20 protein-coding genes are annotated in these 21,097 nt (G+C 46.8%); 3 read left to right on the top strand and 17 right to left on the bottom strand.

Translation table 11 applies throughout. From position 1 onward, the window contains the following. Positions 1-4: 4 nt before the first annotated feature. From der to JEU20_RS10975, 16 genes are all read right to left on the bottom strand, one after another. Positions 5-1,399: a ribosome biogenesis GTPase Der gene (der, locus tag JEU20_RS11050; RefSeq protein WP_198246097.1), complete on the bottom strand. Its 1,395-nt coding sequence runs from the start codon at positions 1,397-1,399 to the stop codon at positions 5-7. Beyond that, positions 1,399-2,580, bottom strand: a complete 1,182-nt coding sequence (bamB, locus tag JEU20_RS11045) for an outer membrane protein assembly factor BamB (protein ID WP_198246095.1) — start codon at positions 2,578-2,580, stop codon at positions 1,399-1,401. The genes der and bamB overlap by 1 nt, the downstream gene beginning before the upstream one ends. A gap of 27 nt (positions 2,581-2,607) precedes the next feature. Next, entirely contained in the window at positions 2,608-3,255 is a 648-nt protein-coding gene (locus tag JEU20_RS11040; RefSeq protein WP_198246093.1) for a YfgM family protein, read from the bottom strand. A 199-nt stretch (positions 3,256-3,454) separates the two neighbouring features. Continuing rightward, on the bottom strand, positions 3,455-4,738 hold the full coding sequence (gene hisS / locus JEU20_RS11035) for a histidine--tRNA ligase (RefSeq protein ID WP_198246091.1): 1,284 nt from the start codon (positions 4,736-4,738) through the stop codon (positions 3,455-3,457). Between the two features lie 18 nt (positions 4,739-4,756). After that, positions 4,757-5,506: a type IV pilus biogenesis/stability protein PilW gene (gene pilW / locus JEU20_RS11030; RefSeq protein WP_245395232.1), complete on the bottom strand. Its 750-nt coding sequence runs from the start codon at positions 5,504-5,506 to the stop codon at positions 4,757-4,759. 107 nt (positions 5,507-5,613) lie between these two features. Next, positions 5,614-6,714 carry a dual-specificity RNA methyltransferase RlmN gene (gene rlmN / locus JEU20_RS11025; protein WP_198246089.1) on the bottom strand — a complete coding sequence of 367 codons (1,101 nt, stop codon included), beginning with the start codon at positions 6,712-6,714 and terminating at the stop codon, positions 5,614-5,616. Continuing rightward, positions 6,689-7,120, bottom strand: a complete 432-nt coding sequence (ndk, locus tag JEU20_RS11020; RefSeq protein WP_198246087.1) for a nucleoside-diphosphate kinase — start codon at positions 7,118-7,120, stop codon at positions 6,689-6,691. The genes rlmN and ndk overlap by 26 nt, the downstream gene beginning before the upstream one ends. 78 nt (positions 7,121-7,198) lie before the next feature. After that, a complete protein-coding gene (gene secF / locus JEU20_RS11015; protein ID WP_198246085.1) occupies positions 7,199-8,125 on the bottom strand; it encodes a protein translocase subunit SecF in 927 nt (308 codons plus the stop codon). Positions 8,126-8,148: 23 nt separating this feature from the next. Beyond that, positions 8,149-9,993, bottom strand: a complete 1,845-nt coding sequence (secD, locus tag JEU20_RS11010) for a protein translocase subunit SecD (RefSeq protein ID WP_198246083.1) — start codon at positions 9,991-9,993, stop codon at positions 8,149-8,151. Between the two features lie 172 nt (positions 9,994-10,165). After that, positions 10,166-10,513, bottom strand: a complete 348-nt coding sequence (gene yajC, locus JEU20_RS11005) for a preprotein translocase subunit YajC (protein WP_198246081.1) — start codon at positions 10,511-10,513, stop codon at positions 10,166-10,168. A gap of 62 nt (positions 10,514-10,575) precedes the next feature. After that, the gene (tgt, locus tag JEU20_RS11000; RefSeq protein WP_198246079.1) at positions 10,576-11,691 is read right to left on the bottom strand and encodes a tRNA guanosine(34) transglycosylase Tgt; all 1,116 of its coding nucleotides are present in this window, start codon (positions 11,689-11,691) and stop codon (positions 10,576-10,578) included. Between the two features lie 29 nt (positions 11,692-11,720). Next, positions 11,721-13,082: a DNA recombination protein RmuC gene (locus JEU20_RS10995; protein ID WP_245395230.1), complete on the bottom strand. Its 1,362-nt coding sequence runs from the start codon at positions 13,080-13,082 to the stop codon at positions 11,721-11,723. Next, a complete protein-coding gene (gene hemL / locus JEU20_RS10990; protein WP_198246077.1) occupies positions 13,083-14,363 on the bottom strand; it encodes a glutamate-1-semialdehyde 2,1-aminomutase in 1,281 nt (426 codons plus the stop codon). Positions 14,364-14,437: 74 nt separating this feature from the next. Continuing rightward, a complete protein-coding gene (locus JEU20_RS10985) occupies positions 14,438-15,271 on the bottom strand; it encodes an RpnC/YadD family protein (protein WP_198246076.1) in 834 nt (277 codons plus the stop codon). Between the two features lie 12 nt (positions 15,272-15,283). Beyond that, complete coding sequence (locus JEU20_RS10980; RefSeq protein ID WP_198246075.1) at positions 15,284-15,724, bottom strand: hypothetical protein; 441 nt, start codon at positions 15,722-15,724, stop codon at positions 15,284-15,286. A gap of 127 nt (positions 15,725-15,851) precedes the next feature. Beyond that, the gene (locus tag JEU20_RS10975) at positions 15,852-16,718 is read right to left on the bottom strand and encodes a porin family protein (RefSeq protein ID WP_198246074.1); all 867 of its coding nucleotides are present in this window, start codon (positions 16,716-16,718) and stop codon (positions 15,852-15,854) included. Positions 16,719-17,027: 309 nt separating this feature from the next. Here JEU20_RS10975 and JEU20_RS10970 point away from each other — a divergent pair, with 309 nt between their 5' ends. After that, on the top strand, positions 17,028-18,128 hold the full coding sequence (locus JEU20_RS10970) for an NAD(P)/FAD-dependent oxidoreductase (protein WP_198246073.1): 1,101 nt from the start codon (positions 17,028-17,030) through the stop codon (positions 18,126-18,128). A 10-nt stretch (positions 18,129-18,138) separates the two neighbouring features. Next, positions 18,139-19,173, top strand: a complete 1,035-nt coding sequence (locus JEU20_RS10965) for a quinone-dependent dihydroorotate dehydrogenase (RefSeq protein WP_198246072.1) — start codon at positions 18,139-18,141, stop codon at positions 19,171-19,173. Positions 19,174-19,705: 532 nt separating this feature from the next. Here the strand turns inward: JEU20_RS10965 and JEU20_RS10960 are convergent. Beyond that, complete coding sequence (locus tag JEU20_RS10960; RefSeq protein WP_198246070.1) at positions 19,706-20,554, bottom strand: TPR end-of-group domain-containing protein; 849 nt, start codon at positions 20,552-20,554, stop codon at positions 19,706-19,708. Between the two features lie 131 nt (positions 20,555-20,685). Between JEU20_RS10960 and JEU20_RS10955 the strand changes: the two genes are divergently transcribed. Further along, positions 20,686-21,000, top strand: a complete 315-nt coding sequence (locus tag JEU20_RS10955) for a DUF2288 domain-containing protein (protein ID WP_198246068.1) — start codon at positions 20,686-20,688, stop codon at positions 20,998-21,000. Positions 21,001-21,097: the final 97 nt, after the last annotated feature.

The following is a 21,097-nucleotide window of genomic DNA, read 5'->3' as shown; positions in this document are numbered from 1 at the left end:
CGATTTATTTTTTGCGTTTACTGAACTTAACCAGCCGACGACGTTTTTTCTGCTGCCGTTCGGTCAGTTTATTGCGCTGCCCTTTGAATGGGTTTTCCGGTGATTTAAACACCAACTTGACTGGCGTTCCTTTTAAACCCAGTTGTTGCCGATAATAATTCATCAGATAGCGACGATAGGCATCGGGAAGCGCATCGGTCTGTACGCCGTGAATCACAACAACCGGCGGATTGCGGCCACCCTGGTGCGCATATTTGAGCTTAATCCGCCGCCCTCGTACTAAAGGTGGCTGATGTGCTTCTACCGCGTCTTTCAAAATTCGGGTCAGCACTGGCGTAGACATATCAATCATCGCTGCATCGTACAATTCGTGTACTACATCGAATAATTTACCCACACCACTGCCATGCAGCGCTGAAATAGGATGTTTTTCGGCAAACTCCAGAAAAGGTAATTTACGCTCAATCTGCTTTTTCACCTGTTCTTTTTGTTCTGGACTGATGCCATCCCATTTATTCAATCCGATAATCAACGCCCGCCCTGCTTCCAGAATCAGGCCGAGTAAATGTGCATCCTGATCAGTCACGCCTTCCCGCGCATCAATCAAATAAATGACCACATTGGCTTTTTCAATCGCCTGCAACGATTTGATAATACTAAACTTTTCGATTGCCAGTGAAACCCTCGCCTTACGCCGCATACCGGCGGTGTCGATCAGGGTAAACTTCTGCCCATTGCGTTCGAACGGTATATAAATGCTATCGCGGGTCGTGCCGGCTTCATCGAACACCACAACCCGCTCTTCGCCTAATAAACGGTTGACCAAGGTCGATTTTCCGACATTCGGACGACCAACGATAGCAATGCCAATGCCGCTATCTTCGCCTTCATCATCTTCAGCAGCAACCTCAGGAATAAGCGCATCAATTCGCGCCAGTAATTCGCCAACACCACGGCCATGACTAGCGGCGATCGGCACCGGCTCACCTAAAGCCAGGCTATAAAAATCACCCGTTGCAATCTCGGCATTAACACCATCGATTTTATTGGCAACCAATACAACAGGCTTATTCCGCCGCCGCAAAGAATCAGCAATCATTTGATCGGCCGCATTCAGTCCGGCCCGGGCATCCACCAGAAAAAACACAACATCAGCTTCTTCCAGCGCAACTTCAACCTGTTTACGAGCAAAACTGTCGATACCGTCTTTATCATCAACAATACCACCGGTGTCCACTACCAGACAATCGCGATGGCCTCGCTTAACCCGGCCATATTGTCGGTCTCGCGTGAGTCCCGGATAATCGGCCACCAACGCCTCACGACTGCGAGTCAAATAATTAAACAAGGTAGATTTGCCGACATTCGGCCGCCCAACCAGGGCAATAACAGGTAACATCACTTTCCTCTGACCCGGTAAGCGGCTAAAGAACCATCCCGGGCTAACACATAAACGGTTTTATCAACCACCAAGGGTTGTGCATCGATTGCCGCGTCACTTAAATGGATACGCGCTAATTGCCGGCCATCGCTGGATGATAACCAATGTACATAACCTGCAAAATCCCCCACCACCACATAATCGTCATATACAGCCGGCGCCGATAATTTACGGTATTGCAATTCGTCTTGCTTCCATAGCGATGCACCATTGCGTTGATCTAATTGCCAGACTTCGCTGTTTTTATCACTGATATACAAATAACGCCAATCTGCACTCATCCCTGATTTGCTGGAAACATCGGCATTCCTCCACAGGATATCACCATCAACTTCCAGCACACCGAAAGTTCCAGCCTGAAAACTGGAGACAAAAACGACGCCATCGGCTTCTATCGGATCAGCATCGAGATCGATCAATCTATCGACCTCAGAACGTCCGGTCGGTATTGCGATAGTCGATTCCCACATCAATTTGCCATCGGTGAGCCGTAAGGCCAACAACTTTCCATTGGCGAACCCTGCAATGACATTGCCTTCCACCACCACCGGCCGACTCAGACCACGAATACTCAGCGCCGGAACATCACGCTCAAATATCCACAGTTGCTTGCCGTCTTTTTCACTCAACGCAAAAACTTTACCATCAATGGTGCGAATAATGACAATACCGTCTGACACCACAGGAGCCGCCAACACTTCGCTGGAGACCTGAGCTTTCCAGCGCAGCTCACCGGTTTCAAGCGACAGGGCGATAACTTCGGCATGACTCGACCCCATGATCACCGTCTCCTCGCCCACTCCAGGACCAGCCGAAAGCAGCATGTCGGTATCTTGTTCCCAAATTTCATCGCCCGTTTTTAAATCCCGCGCCAATACCAGGCCCTCACGGTCACCTGCAAACAATTTGCCATAACTGATCGCCAGTCCCAGCTTTAAATAGTATTCTCCAGCGCCATCGCCAACACTCTGTTGCCAGATTTTTTCGATTTCAATTTCGGGTTTGTATTCGATCAATGCGGCAGGTGGATTGCTATTATCTTCCCCACCCATCATACCGGTCAGAAAGTTCTTACCTTCATCCAATACGGCACAGCCATTGAGCAAAAACAATGTTATCAGCACTAAAACCGCTTGCATCACACGCCGCCTATGGAAAATGTTCAATTATTCAGACCCTGAAACAATGTCGGCCGCGGTTATATCATCCAGCTTAAATTGTATAAAAGGTGAATTAGAACCTGACCGTAAAGCGCTGGTATAGGCGGTTCTCGCTTCCGCCAAACGGCCTAATGCCACATATAAATCACCGGTTAATTCATCATATATCCCAGCAAAACCTTTTGTTACCTCTGGGTCAGCCATCGCAATCAACTGCAAACCTTCTTCATATTTTTCGCTGGCCAATTTTACCCGCACCAACCGAATCCGTGCCAGATTACTGATTTCGGTATCCGCCGTTTTCATCAGCTTATCCAATGTCGTTTCTGCCTCCGCCAGCGCATTTTTTGCCACCTGACTTTTAGCCAAAAATAACTGGCCATAATCGGCATAAGCGGTAGAGGCATATTTTTGCTGTAATTGTGCGGCAATTTTCTCCACATCGCTATTCTTGCCTGCGGCACTGCGCTTCAATATCTGTTCGTACAATGCGGAAGCCTTGAGCGCTTGCTCCTGTTTGTAATTTTTCCAGTAATCCCAGCCTAAAACGACGGCAATCGCCAAACCAATGCCAATCAGCGTTGAGGTGCCGTTTTCTTTCCACCAGCGCTTTAGCGCTTCTACCTGTTCTTCTTCAGTATCGTAAATTTCCATGTTATTTCCTGTTTAATCTGTATCAACTCAGCGTACTTTAATAAAATAAATGCCATTTAATATCAGTTGCTTACGGAAGAAGTGTATGTAACAAGGATGTCACATTCAAGCCTACACGGATGTATTTACGGCGTCTTCTGGAGTAAGTGACTGATATTAAACACCTAAATACGCTAAGTAGTTACTTTAATCTTTAAATTTAAGATTGCTTCCACTGTCGCAGAGTCGTCGTTAATTGCTCAAGCGACATATTTTTTTGTTCATCATCACTGCGTAATGGTTTCAGGCTGACGAGCTTATGTTCCGCTTCATCTTCACCGATAATCACGCCAAACTCAGCACCGCTTTTATCGGCTTTTTTAAATTGGCTTTTAAAACTGCCGCCGCCACAGTGCAGCACGACTTTCAAGCCAGGAACCTCATCCCGCAACGTCTCGCTCACCTTCATGGCAAAACGTGCCGCATTTTCGCCAACATTGATGACATAGACGTCAACGCCAGCGTCTGGTCGAAAGTCTTCTTGCTGTTCGACCAAGGCCAGCAAGCGCTCCATGCCCAGTGCAAAACCGATGGCGTAGTTATTTTTTCCGCCTAATTGTTCAATCAAGCCATCATAACGGCCACCCGCGCAAATCGTCCCTTGCGCCCCCAATTTATCAGTCACCCATTCGAACACGGTCTTGCCATAATAATCCAGCCCACGAACCAGACGCGGATTGATCACATACGCAACGCCTAACTCATCCAGCAAACCGGTTAAGGTATTAAAATGATTCAGACTGTCTTCACCCAAAGAATCCATCAAGGCAGGTGCATTCTTCAGCATCGACTGCATAGCCGGGTTTTTGCTATCTAAAATACGCAACGGATTGGTTTCAAGCCGTCGCAGACTATCTTCATCCAGTTCATCTAAATGTTGATTAAAATAAGCGACCAGTTTTTCGCGATAAAGCAGCCGTTCGGCTAGCGTCCCGAGGGTATTCAATTGTAATTCCAAATCAGGCAGAATACCGAGCTTTTTCCACAGACGATGGCTTAATAAAATAATCTCCGCATCAATATCAGGGCCTGCCATGCCATAGGTTTCAATGCCTAATTGATAAAACTGGCGATAACGGCCTTTTTGTGGCCGTTCATGCCGAAACATCGGCCCCATATACCACAATCTGTGTACCTGATTATGCAATAGACCATGCTCTAAGCAGGCACGCAAGCAACCGGCGGTGCCTTCCGGCCTTAAGGTCAAAGAATCACCATTGCGATCATCAAAGGTGTACATTTCCTTTTCGACAATATCAGTCACCTCGCCGATAGAGCGCTTGAATAATTCGGTTTTTTCGACAACAGGCAAACGGATTTCCTGATAACCATAACTGTCGAGTACCGATTTGATAATGCCTTCTACTTTATGCCAAAGCGGCGATGTCTCGGGCAGAATGTCATGCATGCCTCGAATGGCCTGAATAAGTGGTTGTTTTGCCATATCCTGTATAAGGTTAATTTAATGATTGATTGCTTTACGCGCTTGCTGTGCCTGTTTACTGGCTGGAAAACGTGTTAATAACTGGTTACGATATTTCTCGGCCATAGTCTGATTCCCCAATGCTCGCTCGGTTTGCCAGCCCACCCAAAGTGTTTCCGGAGTATGTTCTGCCACAACCAGATAACGCTGTAAAAAGGCCCGTGCTGACATATAACGTCTATTCTGATAACTTATTTTTTGCATTTGTTGTAATGCCGGCGCATAGTCCGGCTGGTATTGCAACGCATGTCGAAAGGCTTGCTCGGCCAAGTCGGTTTGTCCCTGTTTCAGATAACACAGGCCAATATTGGTCTGTGCATACCATTTCCGGTTATTTAACGGGTTATCAAGCGCTTCTTGCAATAATTTGAACCCTTCATCAAAACGTCCCGCCTCGCATAAAAACCGACCATAATTATTTTTGCTACTATAGGACTGCGGATTTAATTCGATGGCACGACGGTAATGATGATCGGCATCCTCACGTTGGCCGAGTCGTTCACTTAATACGGCTAATGCATCCTGAACTTCAGCATTCTGACTGTCATAACGCTCGGCATTCAACAGTTTTTCCCGTGCTTCGGTCAACATTCCCATTTCCAAGTAACGCACACCCAACTGCAACTGTACCTGTGCTTGCTCATCGGTACTGGCTTCACGCCCTAGCGGATTCTCCGCCATACACGCTGACAGCATCAATGCCAGAAAAAAAACGCTTAATTTATACATGCCCTTGCTCTCCTGCCATTTTAACCCAGCTTTGTCTTTACAATGACATACAGAAAGTCAAAACCCATCATACTGTTTTCAGGTCTGTCACCCATAACTCACCTTGTTTATGACAAGGCTGGGTGAAACTTGAGATGGCGACGACTTTTATCTTTGACTTGGCCGACCAGCTGACCACAGGCTGCATCAATATCATCACCCCGGGTTTTACGTATGGTGGTCACAATCCCCGCATTATGTAAAACATCGCGAAACTTCAGAATAATGGGTCCTGTTGAACATCGGTAATCCGATCCGGGAAAAGGATTGAACGGAATCAAATTGATTTTAGCCGGCACATGACGCAGTAATTTTATCAGCGCTTTCGCATCGCCTATTGAATCATTGATACCTGCCAGCATGACATATTCAAAGGTAATATGCTTGCGTGGACCGGTTTTCGCATAATCCTGACAGGCTGCCATTAACTCTGACAAAGGGTATTTCTGATTGATCGGTACCAGTTCATCCCGCAGTGTATCCGTCGGCGCATGTAATGATACCGCCATGCTGACATCGCAGACTTGGCTCAAACGCTGCATGGCTGGAACAATACCGGATGTACTGACCGTCACCCGCCGTTTGGATAGGCCGTAGCAAAAATCATCCATCATCAGGTTCATCGCGGCAACGACATTGTCGAAATTGAGCAACGGCTCGCCCATACCCATCATCACGACATTAGTGATACGCTGCTTTTCACCCAGACGTTTTTGAGCACTATAAAGTTGCCCGATAATTTCAGAAACGTTTAAATTACGATTAAACCCTTGCCGAGCCGTAGAACAAAAAGTACAAGCCAAAGCACAACCGACTTGTGACGAAACACATAATGTCCCCCGGTTTTGTTCGGGAATGAACACGGTTTCTACCCGATTGCCACAACTCATCTGTATCACCCATTTGCGGGTGCCATCGGAAGCAATCTTTTCCAGCAGAATTTCCGGCGCCTGAATGATGCAATGTTGCTTCAGCCAGGCACGCAGAGACTTGCTCAGGTTGGTCATTTGATCAAAATCATCAACACCTTCCTGATAAATCCATTTCAGCAACTGGGTTGCGCGAAATGGTTTTTCGCCCATTTCGACAAAGAAGGCCTTCAGGCCGTCCCGGTCGAAATCGAGCAGATTGGTTTTTTCAGACTTAACGAGTTCGCTCACAAATTTCATCTTCTGAAAAGAAGAATGCAATTTCTTCTTTGGCGGTTTCCGGTGCATCCGAACCGTGTACAGCATTTTCATCGATACTTTCGGCAAAATCTGCACGAATCGTACCTGGTGCCGCTTCCGCAGGGTTGGTCGCCCCCATCAGCTCGCGATTTTTCAATACCGCATTTTCACCTTCAAGCACCTGAACAACCACCGGACCTGAAATCATAAATGCCACCAGATCATTGAAGAAAGGACGCTCTTTATGCACCGCATAAAAACCTTCCGCCTGTTCTTTGGTTAAATGCAGCATTTTCATCGCGACAATGCGTAAACCATTTTTTTCAAAACGGGAAACGATTTCACCAATCACATTTTTTGCCACAGCATCTGGTTTAATAATTGAAAACGTACGTTCAATTGCCATTTTTTTTAAACTCCTATATCAAAAATAAAAAAATCTGTTCACAAAATTCTGAATTTTTCACCACTGCCATCCAAAAGCTTACGGCATCCCATCTAAATCCAGCCCTTCTTTCTCTGGAATCATCAAGTCTTCCTTGCTGACACCTAAGCCTAAAACAACCGGGCTGGCGACATAAATAGACGAGTAGGTTCCGATACCGACACCAACCAGCAAAGCAATTGCAAAGTTTTGGATAATTTCACCTCCTAAGCTGGCCAGCGCGACTAAAACCAGAGCTGTTGTTATTGATGTCATCAAGGTACGACTCAGGGTCTGGTTCAGCGATACATTCATGATGAATTCTGAAGAGCCCTTGCGCATTTTACGAAAATTCTCCCGAATCCGGTCATAAACGACGATAGTATCGTTCAATGAATAACCGATAACCGCCAGAATAGCCGCCAGCACAGTCAGGTCAAACTCAAGTGCAAACACCGAGAAAAAACCCAAGGTAATGATGACATCATGCACTAACGCAACAACAGAACCTAGCGCAAATTTATATTCAAAGCGCCAGGCAACATACAACAAAATACCAAAGATGGAATACAGCAAGGCCAGGCCACCATCTTCGGCTAGCTCATCACCTACTTGTGGGCCAACAAACTCAACCCGCCGTAATTGAGCTTTTTGCTTACTGGCCTGATTGATGGCCTTGAGAACCTGATTACTCAATTCCGCATTACTGACTTCCGCATCCGGTTTCAACCGAATCAAAACATCTTTGGAGCTGCCAAAATGTAATACCGCCGCATCGTCAAACCCGGCGTCCGCTAAGGCCTTACGAATGGCGGTCAAGTCCGCTGGCTGCTTGTAGCCGACTTCAACCAACGTTCCACCGGTAAAATCAATCCCCAGTTTCAAACCGTTCATGGCCAGTGACGCAATCGAAACCACTAACAACAATCCTGAAAAGATCATCGCCAGTTTACGCTTGCCTAAAAAATCAATCTCTTGTTTATTCATGGTAATCTTCTTTTCTCAGGCTTTTAGATAGACAGTTTTTTGATGCGTCGTCCGCCATAAATCCAGTTAATCAACATCCGCGTCCCCAGGATTGCCGTAAACATTGAGGTTAAAATACCCAGTGACAAAGTCACGGCAAAACCTTTGACCGGCCCAGTACCAAATCCAAACAACACCAAAGCCACCAACAAGGTCGTAATATTGGCATCGAGAATGGTGGTAAAGGCTTTTTCATAACCGATATAAATACTCGGTTGAGGACTGTTTCCGAGCTTCATTTCTTCTTTAATCCGCTCAAAAATAAGCACATTGGCATCCACTGCCATCCCGACCGTCAATACGATCCCGGCGATACCTGGCAATGTCAGGGTGGCCTGCAACAAAGATAACAAGGCGACAATCAGAACCAGGTTAAATGCTAACGCCGCATTTGCCACCAGGCCGAACACCTTATAGTAAACCGCCATAAAAACCAGCACCAGTAAAAAACCGACAACGACCGACATCATGCCTTTGTTGATATTATCCTGTCCCAGGCTTGGTCCAACAGTGCGTTCTTCAATAATATCGACCGGTGCCGCCAATGCCCCAGCCCTCAACAATAAGGCGAGATTACGCGCTTCTTGCGGGCTATCGAGGCCTGTAGTTTGAAAGCGTTTACTGAACGCATCACGAATCGTCGCGACACTGATCACTTTTTCGACTTTTTCTTTACGGCGAACTTTTTTGCCGTCAACGACACGGGTTTTACTCTTATATTCGATAAACACGACGGCCATCGGTTTGCCGATATGATCCCGGGTAAATTTCCCCATTTTTTTTGCACCGACGCCATTCAGCGTGATAAACACCGCTGCCGAACCATTTTGATCCAAACCCGATGAGGCATCGACAATCTGATCACCGGTTACAATGACCCGGCGTTTTAGCAAAATCGGCTGGCCGTTTTTCTCATAATACAATTTACTACCCACCGGCACCCGCCCAGCTAACGCCTGCTGAACATCATGCTCGGTATCGACCAGGCGATATTCCAGTGTTGCCGTGGTACCCAGAATTTCCTTGGCCCGCGTGGTGTCCTGTACGCCAGGCAACTGCACCACGATTCGGTTATCGCCCTGTTGCTGAATCACAGGCTCGGCCACGCCAATTTCATTCACCCGGTTACGCAAGGTTGTCATATTCTGATCCAGTGCAAATTTTTTGATTTCTTTTTGCTCCTGCTCAGAAATTTTGGCCAACAAAGTCACATCATCAGCCTCATCGACCACTAAATTACGAAACTCCTTATCTAAAACCGCCAACGCCTTATCTTTGTCTTGTGCATTTTTGAGAACGACTTTTATCACGCCGTTTTCGCGAACCACTGAACGATAACGTACTTTTGCCGCTCTCAATGCCGAGCGAATATCGCTGTAATAGCGCTCTTCTGCCTGCCTTATCGCCGCATCCATATCCACTTCCAGCAAGAAGTGGACGCCGCCGCGTAAATCCAGACCTAAATACATCGGTTTAGCACCAATCGCACGTAACCATTCAGGCGTAGAAGGCGCCAGATTCAAGGCAACGGTAATATTATCGGCCACTTTTTCACGCAGTAAGTCGGCGGCCTGCAACTGTTTCTCGGTATCATCGAAACGCACCAGAACACGCCCACTGTCAAATTCAATAGCTTTCGGGGTTAAACCGGCTTGTTGCAAAATCGCCTTGATTTCATCCGCCTTAGCTTGTGTCAGCGCGGTTGACGTAGTCGACGATAATTGAACGGCGGGATCATTACCATAAAGATTTGGTAATGCGTATAAAATTCCAACCACAAGTACGGTCAGAATCAAAATATTTTTCCATACGGGGAAATGGTTTTGCATTGTTATTCCATCAAACGATGTAGATTATTTGGTGTCGGTACCTGTACTTATCCTTACCCCGATAACGCACCGAGACGTGGTTTTCCATGACCTTGAGCCATTCGGTGCACTATTCGGGTTAAGCAATGAATCTTGCCCAACCTCCTTTATCATGGATGCTGGACATGTTCTGTTATGCTTTGCTTTTCTTTTTCAGGGTTTTGTAGGTTCCTTTAGGCATCATGCTAGCAATAGCGTGTCGCTGAATCGTTAAATGCGCATTATCATCCACTTCCAGCCGCACAAAGTTCTCATCTAAATCGACCACTTTGCCGACAATTCCGCCACTGGTCGCCACTTCATGGCCTTTGCTCAATGCCGCCAGCATTTCTTTTTGCTCTTTATTACGCTTAGATTGCGGACGAATAAACAAAAAATAGAAAAATATCAAAATTCCCAGCGGGAACAACATGGCTTCAAAACCCGGTTGTTGTGCTGCAGGGGCTGCGGCTGCGGCCGCATCGGAAATCAAGAAACTCATGGTTATCCTCTCGTATTATGTTAGGTTGACTGCCACAAAAAGGCGACAGAAAAACCGAGCTATTATGCCACAACTGGTGCTATTTTGCCTCGTTGCTGATAAAAATCATCCACAAATTGCTCAAATGTTTGCCCTGCAATCGCCTCTCTGATGCCTTTCATCAGTTCTTGATAATAATAAAGATTATGAATGGTATTCAGCCGCGCACCTAACATTTCACGGCATTTATCCAGATGCCGCAGGTAACTGCGTGAATAATGGCGACAAGTATAACAACGGCAATCTTCATCCAATGGCCGAGTATCGAACTGATACTGGCTGTTACGAATCTTGATCACGCCAGAACGGGTGAAGATATGGCCATTGCGGGCATTGCGGGTAGGCATCACGCAATCGAACATATCAACGCCCCTGCGCACCGCCTCTACCAAGTCTTCCGGCGTGCCAACTCCCATCAGATAACGTGGTTTGTCCTTCGGCATCCGGGGTTGCAAAGCTGTCAATGTCGCCAACATTTCTTCTTTCGGCTCACCAACCGAAAGCCCGCCAATGGCATAACCACCAAAACCAATACGGCTCAACCCGTCAATAGACTCTTCCCGTAAATCGGCGTACATACCGCCCTGAACAATACCAAACAAGGCCGACGGGTTGTCTCCGTGTGCTTCCTTACTACGTTCGGCCCAACGCAACGACAGCCGCATCGATTCGGCCGCTTGTTTTTCCGTTGCAGGGTACGGCGTACATTCATCAAAAATCATCACAATATCAGACCCTAAATCCCGCTGTACTTGCATCGACTCTTCCGGGCCCATAAAAATCTTGCTACCATTGACCGGCGATTTAAAGGTCACACCTTGCTCGGTTATTTTGCGCAGCGCCCCTAGGCTGAACACCTGAAAACCGCCCGAATCGGTCAGTATCGGTTTTTGCCATTGCATAAAATCATGTAGATCACCATGTGCTTTAATCACCTCCATGCCTGGCCGTAACATCAAATGGAAGGTATTGCCCAAAATGATCTCAGCCCCCATACCTGCCAGCTCATCAGGCGTCATCGCCTTGACCGTACCATAAGTACCGACCGGCATAAACACCGGTGTTTCAATCACACCGCGCGCAAAGGTCAAACGCGCTCGACGCGCATCACCATCCTGGTTTAATAATTCAAATTGCATCGTTTTAAATAATTTTCAGAAAACTGCATTTATTCATCGCTCAGACTGGCTCTCTCGGTGAGTGTTTTCGACAGTTTCTTTTTCACCTTAACACCCAGCTCTTCAAACTTGATCGCCTGTGCAATTAAATTACCACGCCCATGGGTCAGTTTATTCATCGCATCATCATAGGTTTTATTCACCGTTGCCAACTGGTTCCCCAACCTTTCCAGATCTTCGGCAAAGCCGCACAGCTTGTCATACAAAGCTCCTGCCCGGTCAGCGATCAAGCGGGCATTTTCATTCTGTCGTTCGTAACGCCAGATATTTTGCACTGTGCGCAATGTTGCCAGTAAGGTTGTCGGGGTGACAACTACGATTTTATGCTCGAAGGCGTCATTAAACAGCTTTTCATCGGCTTGAAACGCCGCCATAAACGCCGCTTCAATCGGCATGAACAACAACACAAAATCCAGCGATCGCAAGCCCTTCAAATGCGAATAATCCTTGCCACTCAAGGTTTTAATATGCGCCCTGACCGCTTCGACATGCGCTTTAAGCGCCGCCACACGCTCGTCATCATCATCCGTACTACAATAGCGTTCATAATCGAGTAATGAGACTTTGGAGTCGATCACCACATCTTTTTCTTCAGGCAATCGTACAATCACATCGGGTTTGAACAATTTGTTGTCATTATCACGCAAAGCCGTCTGGGTTTCATACTCCACGCCTTTGCGCAGGCCGGATTGCTCCAGAACCTTCTCCAGCACCATTTCTCCCCAGTTGCCCTGAATTTTTTTATCGCCCTTCAGAGCCCGGGTTAAATTCAAGGCCTCTTGGTTCATTTTGGCCGTATCCCGACGGAGCTGGACGATTTCTTCACGCAGCGAGATGCGATCCTTGCTTTCGGAATCATACAGCGTTTCGAGCCGGCTTTTAAATTCGCCAAATTGCTGTCGCAAGGGGGTCAACAGATGTTCGATGCTGGTTTTATTCTGCTCGCTAAATTCCTTGCTGCGCTGTTCAAAGATACGCTGTGCCAGATTTTCAAACTGATGTTTTAAATGTTGCTCGGCTGATTGCAATAATTCGACTTGCTGTTGATGATTTTTAAGCTGTTCCTGGAGGCGGGTTTTTAATTCAGCATTTTCTGTTTGGCTCACTCGCAATTGCTGCTGTACCGTGGACAATTCATCAGCAATCTGCTGCTGTCCTTTCAGCTTTTCCTGGTAAATGGCCTGCTGTACCTCGCTTTCCTGCGCGATTTTCCGCTGCTGTTCAAGCTGTTGGTTCAAGGCCGTTAACTGCTGCTGTTGCCGCCGCATGGCGTATAAAAAAACTATCCCAGCCACCACAAAACCAGCCAGGACAGCGGCCAGCAACGGCCACAATTGATTCCAGCTTTCCATTTACAAGCGACTAAAGACGCGCCCTGCGGCCTCAATAGTTTCCGCCAGAACCGCCTCATCATGAGCAGCCGAGACAAACCCGGCTTCAAACGCCGATGGCGCCAAATAGACACCTTCCTCTAACATACCATGAAAAAATCGTTTAAATCGTTCCTGGTCACATTGCATCACCTGTTCAAAACGACTAATACTCTCGGCTTCGCTAAAGAACAGTCCAAACATGCCACCGACCTGATTACTGGTCATTGCCACTCCGGCTTGCGCCGCCGCTTGCCGAATCCCGCTCACCAGAGTTTCTGTTTTTGCCGTTATCGAGTCATAAAAACCGGGCGCAGATACCAACTCCAGCGTTTTCAGCCCAGCTGCCATCGCCACTGGATTACCCGATAAAGTTCCTGCCTGATAAACGGGACCTGCCGGTGCCAGATATTCCATGATTTCCCGCTTGCCACCGAAGGCACCAACAGGCATACCACCACCGACCACCTTGCCCAGCGTGGTCATGTCGGGCGTTACACCATACAAGCCCTGCGCACCCTGCAAGCCGACCCGAAAGCCGGTCATCACTTCGTCAAAAATCAACACACTACCGTATTGATCACAAACTTCGCGCAGGGTTTGTAAAAAGCCAGGCTCCGGCGGAATACAGTTCATATTTCCGGCCACTGGCTCGACGATAACACAGGCGATTTGATCGCCCATTTCGGCAAATGCCTTTTTGACTGATTCGCTGTCGTTATACACCAGAGTCATGGTATCGGCCGCAACCGATGCAGGAACGCCCGGTGAACTCGGCACACCCAATGTCAATGCGCCGGAACCGGCCTTGACCAGTAATGCATCGGAATGGCCATGATAACAACCTTCAAATTTGACGATTTTATCCCGGCCAGTAAAGCCCCGGGCCAAACGCAAGGCACTCATGGTTGCCTCAGTGCCGGAACTGACCATGCGCACCATCGCCAATGACGGCACCAACTCGACCAGTTTTTCAGCCATTTGAGTTTCAATTTCAGTTGGTGCGCCAAAGCTGAGGCCCTTTTCAGCTGTTTGCTTGACCACCTCGATTACTTCAGGGTGGGCATGACCTAAAATCATCGGCCCCCAGGAGCCGACATAATCAATATACTGCTTACCTTCGCTATCGACAATATAAGGCCCTTTGGCGTGGTCAATATAAACCGGGGTACCTCCCACACCATTAAATGCTCGAACCGGTGAATTGACCCCACCAGGAATGACTTTTTTGGCTTGATTAAATAATTCTATTGCTTGGGTCATTATTACCTTATCATCTGATTGTTAAAACTAGCGCCATCATTATTAGTGGTGGATTGCCTGCCGGCGAATCCACCCTACTTATAATTATTTTTAATTGCCAAAACCGTCTCCAAAGACAATTCCACCATTTCGGCCACCGCTTCAGGGGAATATTTTTTCAACAACCGGATAACCAATAAAGACATGCCTTGTTCCAGGCCTTGTTCCAAGCCTTGTTCCAAGCCTTTCTCCAACCCTTTTTCCATACCCAATTCATAGGATGGTAAATTTTCTACATTCACCTGTGTAATCATTTGCTCTGCCTCTTTGATAAAATCTTTTAGATGGCGATTGTCCGACAAAATTTCCATCATATAAAAATATTCCCTGAATCGCTTGGGCTGATCGCCCAATTTTCGATATAATCGACTGACAATCTCATTTACCGCCTGCCGTTCCGGCGTGTCTTTAAAATCCCCCAAAATTGATAGCACAATTGCATCGGGACTGTCTTTGTTCAACAATTGGCGATAGTCAATATGATGCATATCAATAATCCGATAGCGATAATCCAGCATCTCGGCTTTCATGCCATCAGCCATTTTCAGCGGTGCCTTACCGATATAGATCAAATATTGCTTGAGCGGCAGATCACTATATTGAAATGCAGCATCGGTATAATAACGTAACATGCGCAAAGGCATCTGCCTATCGTTATCATTCTGGATTTCCACATGCAGAATAAATGCCGGCTCACCTTGCTTTTTGACCCGCGCCAGCAAATCAGCACGCCGTTCTTCTACCCGTTGTTGTTCGGATGACAACAACTCCAGCTCATCATAAGCAATATCCAGCCCCAACAAATAAACCGCCAGATCAACCGCCAGACGTTTGATCAGATGTTTGCTGATAACATCTTTTTGCCCCATGCGCTGTGACTGTCAACGCTTACCAAACAACTTAGGGCCTTTAGGATGAGCTTTTTCCTGCAAGCAATGATAGGCGGCATTTTCAAAACGGATGCGCAAGGACTGGGTGTTTTTATGCTCTTTTAAAAACTTTTCTGCCTCAACAGCCGTCAGATCTTTCATCATGTAGGTTGCAATACACAAACACGGTTTGGCATAGCGTTTTCTTTCCAGCACCGGGTTAGGCGAGTTGGCCGCTTCCCGCTCGGCACACTGATCGGCAAATTCATGCTCAAATTTATGCTTGACCAGGTCGGTCACCTCACTGCCATGCGAATGATCAAACGGATTATGTTCGGCTTTTTTCAGGGGCGTTTTCGGCTTGTCATCGGAACAGGCCGACAGCAGTAAAGCGGCAGACATAACGATCAACGCCGTTTGCAGCGCTTTGATAACAGGGTTTTGCTTTTTCATGACGTTAACAGATTACTTAAAAGGGCAGAACTTTACCATCTTGCCGGACAAGATTCCAGCACGCCAGAGACAAAAAAGGGAAGGTATGACCCTTCCCTTTTTGATGGTGTTCCAAGATTGATCTAACTTAGAATCTGAAACCGAGCGATCCACCCAGGGTAAAACCATCGGTATCAACACCGTCGATATTATCAAAAGAATGATGATAACGACCATCAACACCCGCAACAATACCGTTGAACAACTCATAATTGACACCCGCACCGAACTGCATACCGGTATTCAACACAGTAATGGCATTAGATGGCGGACTGATGATGTTGATGTCCAGACCGGCAGGAATAATCCAAGGTCTTAACTTACTGCCATGCATAAACTTGATTTTTGGCGCGATACTGATTCTTAATTGGTTAACATCCGCTGTTTTATTTGCTCGCGCCCCTAACATAGCAAGTATACCTGTATTACTCTTGTTATTAGCTATATGTGCATATTCAACACCCAATTCCATAGCAAAGGACGTATGATCCATGAAGCCAAACAGATCATTGTTGACATTAAAATCAATCGCGCCACCATAATAATACGCATCCCTGTCGCCTCGCAAACCACCGAAATCAAGACCACCTGTATCAGTTCCATCCCGGTTATCATTAAAATGCATCCAACCACCACGAGCCGCAATCAGGTTGTCCTTGCTGGCCACATGAACCGGCGCACTCTTAACAGAAGCCATCCATTGATCCAGCTCCTGCAGTTTTTGTGAGTTGCTGCTAACGGCAGTCGAGGCTTGCGCTTTAACGCGGCTTAATTCGGCCTGCATGGCTTGCATCATGCTGGCCATTTGCTGGACTTGTGCTTCCAGCGCGGCTGTTTTCTTGGCAGTGGCATCGGCAATGCGTTCTGCTTTAGAGTGCGCCATGGCCGAAGATGAAGCCAGCGCCAGGGTTGCCGTGGCCACTGCCATGGCGATTTTTGTTTTTTTAAAAGTCATAATATCCCCTCTCAGAGGTTGTTGTTATTAAACTGCGTTTGCTTATATGCAACACAGGTTTTTTGCTCGTGGGTAATAATAGCAACAAAACCTTTCCCTTACAAGTTTTTAATCTATTTTTTTTATCTTTATATTTCAATAAATTAAATTACACATTTAATTTATTTTTTAATCTGTTACAAAAAAACAACAGGTCTTTCCAGCAGAACAACGGTTTTTCTACCACGCTTTTCGTGCTACCTTTAGTGCCTCACCCAATATAAATTTGGGCTCGATATAACCTTCTAAACCTCACGGTAACTTCTTTTAATGAGCGAACGATTTGATTTTTCCATTCTCGGGGGCGGCATCAGCGGCCTATTAACCGCGTATGAACTGTCTCAGGCCGGTTTTAGCGTTTGTGTTATCGATATTTCCGCTGTTGGCCGCGAATCATCCTGGGCCGGAGGGGGTATTTTGCTGCCACTGTATCCATGGCGACAAGCGGAGAGCATCAGCGATTTAGTGATTGCCAGCCTTGCTCTTTACCCTGATTTGATCACCGACCTGGTGACGCAAAGCCATATAAACCCTGAATTTATCGTCAGCGGCCTATTGCTGAGTACGTTGCCTGATCGTCCCGCCGCACTGGACTGGTGCCGGCGTTATCAAATCCGTTATCAACTCCCAACACCGGATGCACCCTTTCACCCTGCATTACAATGCCAACTTGATCAGCCGCTATGGTTGCCCGATATTGCACAAGCGCGCAATCCACGCTTGCTGAAAGCACTTAAAGCGACATTACAACAACGTGATGTGGTTTTCTTTGAGCATTGCCAAGTGCATACGATACACCACCAAAACCAGCACATTACGCATCTACAGACGCAGGACAAAACCATCGCCACCGGCCACCTCGTCGTAACCGCCGGCGCATGGACATCCACCTTGTTTGATCAATTACTCCCTGACATCACACCGCCACCAGCGATAAAACCCATAAAAGGCCAGATGCTTTTATTTGACAGCCCCCCAGGACTACTACCATTTATGGTGCTTGCGAACGACCGCTATCTGATTCCACGGCAAGATGGCAAGATTCTGGTCGGCAGCACGGTGGAAGATACAGGCTTTGACAAACAAACCAGCGATACGGCGCGGCAACAGCTTTATCAATTTGCTACCACATTATTACCCGCTTTAGAAGATTATCCCGTCGGCCATCACTGGGCCGGTTTGCGCCCGGGCACCGATGCGGGTGTCCCCTGTATCAGTTTACATCCAGACATCGACAATCTGAGTATCAATGCCGGCCATTTTCGTAACGGTCTCGGTATGGGGCCTGCCTCGGCCAAGCTGCTAGCCGACTTGATTCTTGAGCGCAGCCCGCTATTAAACCCCGAACCCTATCAACTTAAGTCGCTTTAAAATAACATCAATGAACATTTATCCCTTGCTCCGCCCTTTATTATTTCAATTAGACCCTGAAACCGCACACCATGTGACATTGGAAGGCTTAAAACTGGCATATAAATCTGGCCTATCGCCTTTAATCAAGGCACAAAATTCTGAACAGCCCATTGAGGTTATGGGACTACATTTTGATAACCCTGTCGGACTGGCAGCAGGGCTGGATAAAAATGGCGATTATATTGATGCGCTGGCTGCATTGGGTTTTGGCTTTATTGAAATTGGCACCGTTACACCACGCCCTCAGCCTGGCAACCCCAAACCACGCCTGTTTCGACTGCCCGAACAGCAGGCCATTATCAATCGCATGGGCTTTAACAATAAAGGTATCGACCATTTAATCAATCAAGTTAAACAAACCCGTTATCGTGGCGTGCTAGGCATCAATATCGGCAAAAATTTTGATACGCCGCTGGAAAATGCGGTGGATGATTATTTAATTGGCCTTGAAAAAAGCTATCCTTTTGCCAGTTATATCACGATCAATATTTCTTCACCCAACACAAAAAATCTGCGCCAGTTGCAACAGGGCGAGGAAATTGGCCGTTTATTATCGGCATTAAAAAATGCCCAGCTAAGATTACAGCAACAACACAGCCGCTATGTTCCATTGGTGGTCAAAATTGCGCCCGATCTAAGTAATGAGGAAATCCAGCATATTGCTTCTTTATTAAAATCACTGGCTATCGATGGTGTTATCGCGACCAATACAACAATCGACCGGAGTGCTATCGCAGAGCATACACTTGCCAACGAAAATGGCGGCTTGAGTGGTGCGCCAGTCAGGGAAAAATCGACCGCTGTAGTCAAAAAACTGGCCGATGAACTTAGTGGTGCATTACCGATTATTGCCGCCGGCGGTATTTTAAACGGACGCGACGCCCAAGAAAAAATCGAAGCCGGCGCCAAGCTGGTGCAAATATACAGTGGGCTGATTTACCGAGGGCCCCAGTTGATTACAGATATTTTAAAGGCTATCTATCAACCAGACAGGATTCGGTAAACTACTTATAATCTGATGTTACGCAGTAACTCTTCCCTCATTCCCACACTCCTGCGTAGGAACCCATATAGACACTTCAGACCTCTGAGAACACAGAGAATGAAACCGTGCAGCAAGGATGAACAACCGATATTTCAACAGAGTCGTTGATAACGTCATGAATCCAGACCACTCAAAGGCATTAAACGATACAAACGATAACTCTGTGATCTCTTTTATCGTACCCTCTCTACCTGCGTGGGTACGATAAATCCAGCACCTCGTCCTGAAGGACAAGGTTTTCTTTAAGAAAAATAGTGCACCTTTTCATCCTCGCCATGAATGACGAGGTATTCTGAGGTGCTGGATAAATAGCAGTCAGTACCGAGGTGCAATTGTGATTCCCTCATTCCCACGCAAAACCAAGGGGATAACTCTGTGCGCTCTGTGGTCTCTGTGTCGATAAAAAATAGAGGCCAGAGATGGCTTTTTCTTTCTCGGTAATGGTGAACGGAGAATCATGGAAATGAAATTAAAGAGCCACCGCGTAACATCAATTGTAATAATCAAACTGGTCTTTATTTTTCTTCTTGGCTCGCGCTTCGGCTTCTTGGCGCTTACGCTCTGCTTCTTTTTCTTTCAATTCATCAAGCCGAGCCTTAACCATCGTATCATAGTGACGACGCAGCATTGAGTCGGTCGGACGCGGCGGCAAATCATCCAAATCTAATTTAAGCTCTTCAACCTTTTTCAATCCACGACGGCTGCGCTTGTCATTGACTTCGCGCTCAACTTTTTGTACCGCCACTTTACCCAGAAATTCTTGAAACCACGGTTCATATTTTACCGCCGCCATATCCGGGTCATTCATAACATCGTCTTCATCAGGTAAGCTGCCTTTTTCGCGCGCCAATTCCAATGCGGCCTGACAAGCTTCGGTATCGCCCTGCAACGCATAAACACAGGCCATATTATAAGCCGCACTTCCCTTTTGAATTCGATCAGCCCGTTCAAAAAACGTCAACGCTTGTGCATACAAAGGGTCATCTGGTTGTACACTGTTGATGCGCGCTATTTCCATATAGGCAACGCCACCATCAATCGCAGCACCTAAATGTGAAGGGGCAACGAGCAGGCAGAACTTGAACTTTTCTATTGCTTCATCCAGCAGCTTTAGTGCATTTTCAGGTGCTTGCACTTTAGCTTCATGCAATAACGCAAAGCCCCAGTTATACAAGGCTTCTGCGGTATTCAAATCGCCCTCGACAACCTTAGCGAAACCCTGATAAGCACTCTTAAACAATTGTTCTGCGCGCCCCCCTTTGTTTTTTCTGGCTTCGGCGACCTGCTTGATTGCCGCCTTTAAGGTTCCGGCTTTACCCAGCGAACTGAAAATAGACATACTCTCTCCTGTTTTTTATTGTTATGATTCACGGCCCGCTATAAGCGCCGTCGTCAATGCATTAGTCAGGCTTGCTATGATAGCGCATTTTTTTACTTTTACATGGACATCTTCAATCTGAAAAAATCATTATGACGGAAAACGACGAACAATTATTACGGCATAAAATCAATCAAGAAACCTCAAAAATTCATTGGTCGGAATTACAGCGCTTTTTCGCCAGCGGCTTAGCAATTTCGGTCGCGCCAGAACTGGACTTGGTTGAGGTTGCCCTGATGTTTTCCGTCGATAACAAAGACCACGTTAAGCAATGGATTGAGCAGGATAAAATTGGCCCGGTCACTGACGCGCAAGCCCGCCAATGGCTGGAAAACGATGTTCATGTTTGGGCCGTTGTCGTCAAACCTTGGATTCTAGTACAGCACCCGTCTCAGGCCGACGGTTAGAATAGATACGCTCCACACATGGCATAGTTGACCAAATTTATCAGCAAAGGCTGACAAATTTGAGTAAAATCAAGGATTCCTTAACTTTTGTAACATC

Source organism: methane-oxidizing endosymbiont of Gigantopelta aegis (assembly GCF_016097405.1).
In the GTDB taxonomy this organism is placed as follows: Bacteria; Pseudomonadota; Gammaproteobacteria; order Methylococcales; family Methylomonadaceae; genus Methylomarinum.
The sequence above is the reverse complement of the archived record's forward strand: the minus strand, read 5'-3'. Positions and strand labels throughout refer to the sequence as shown.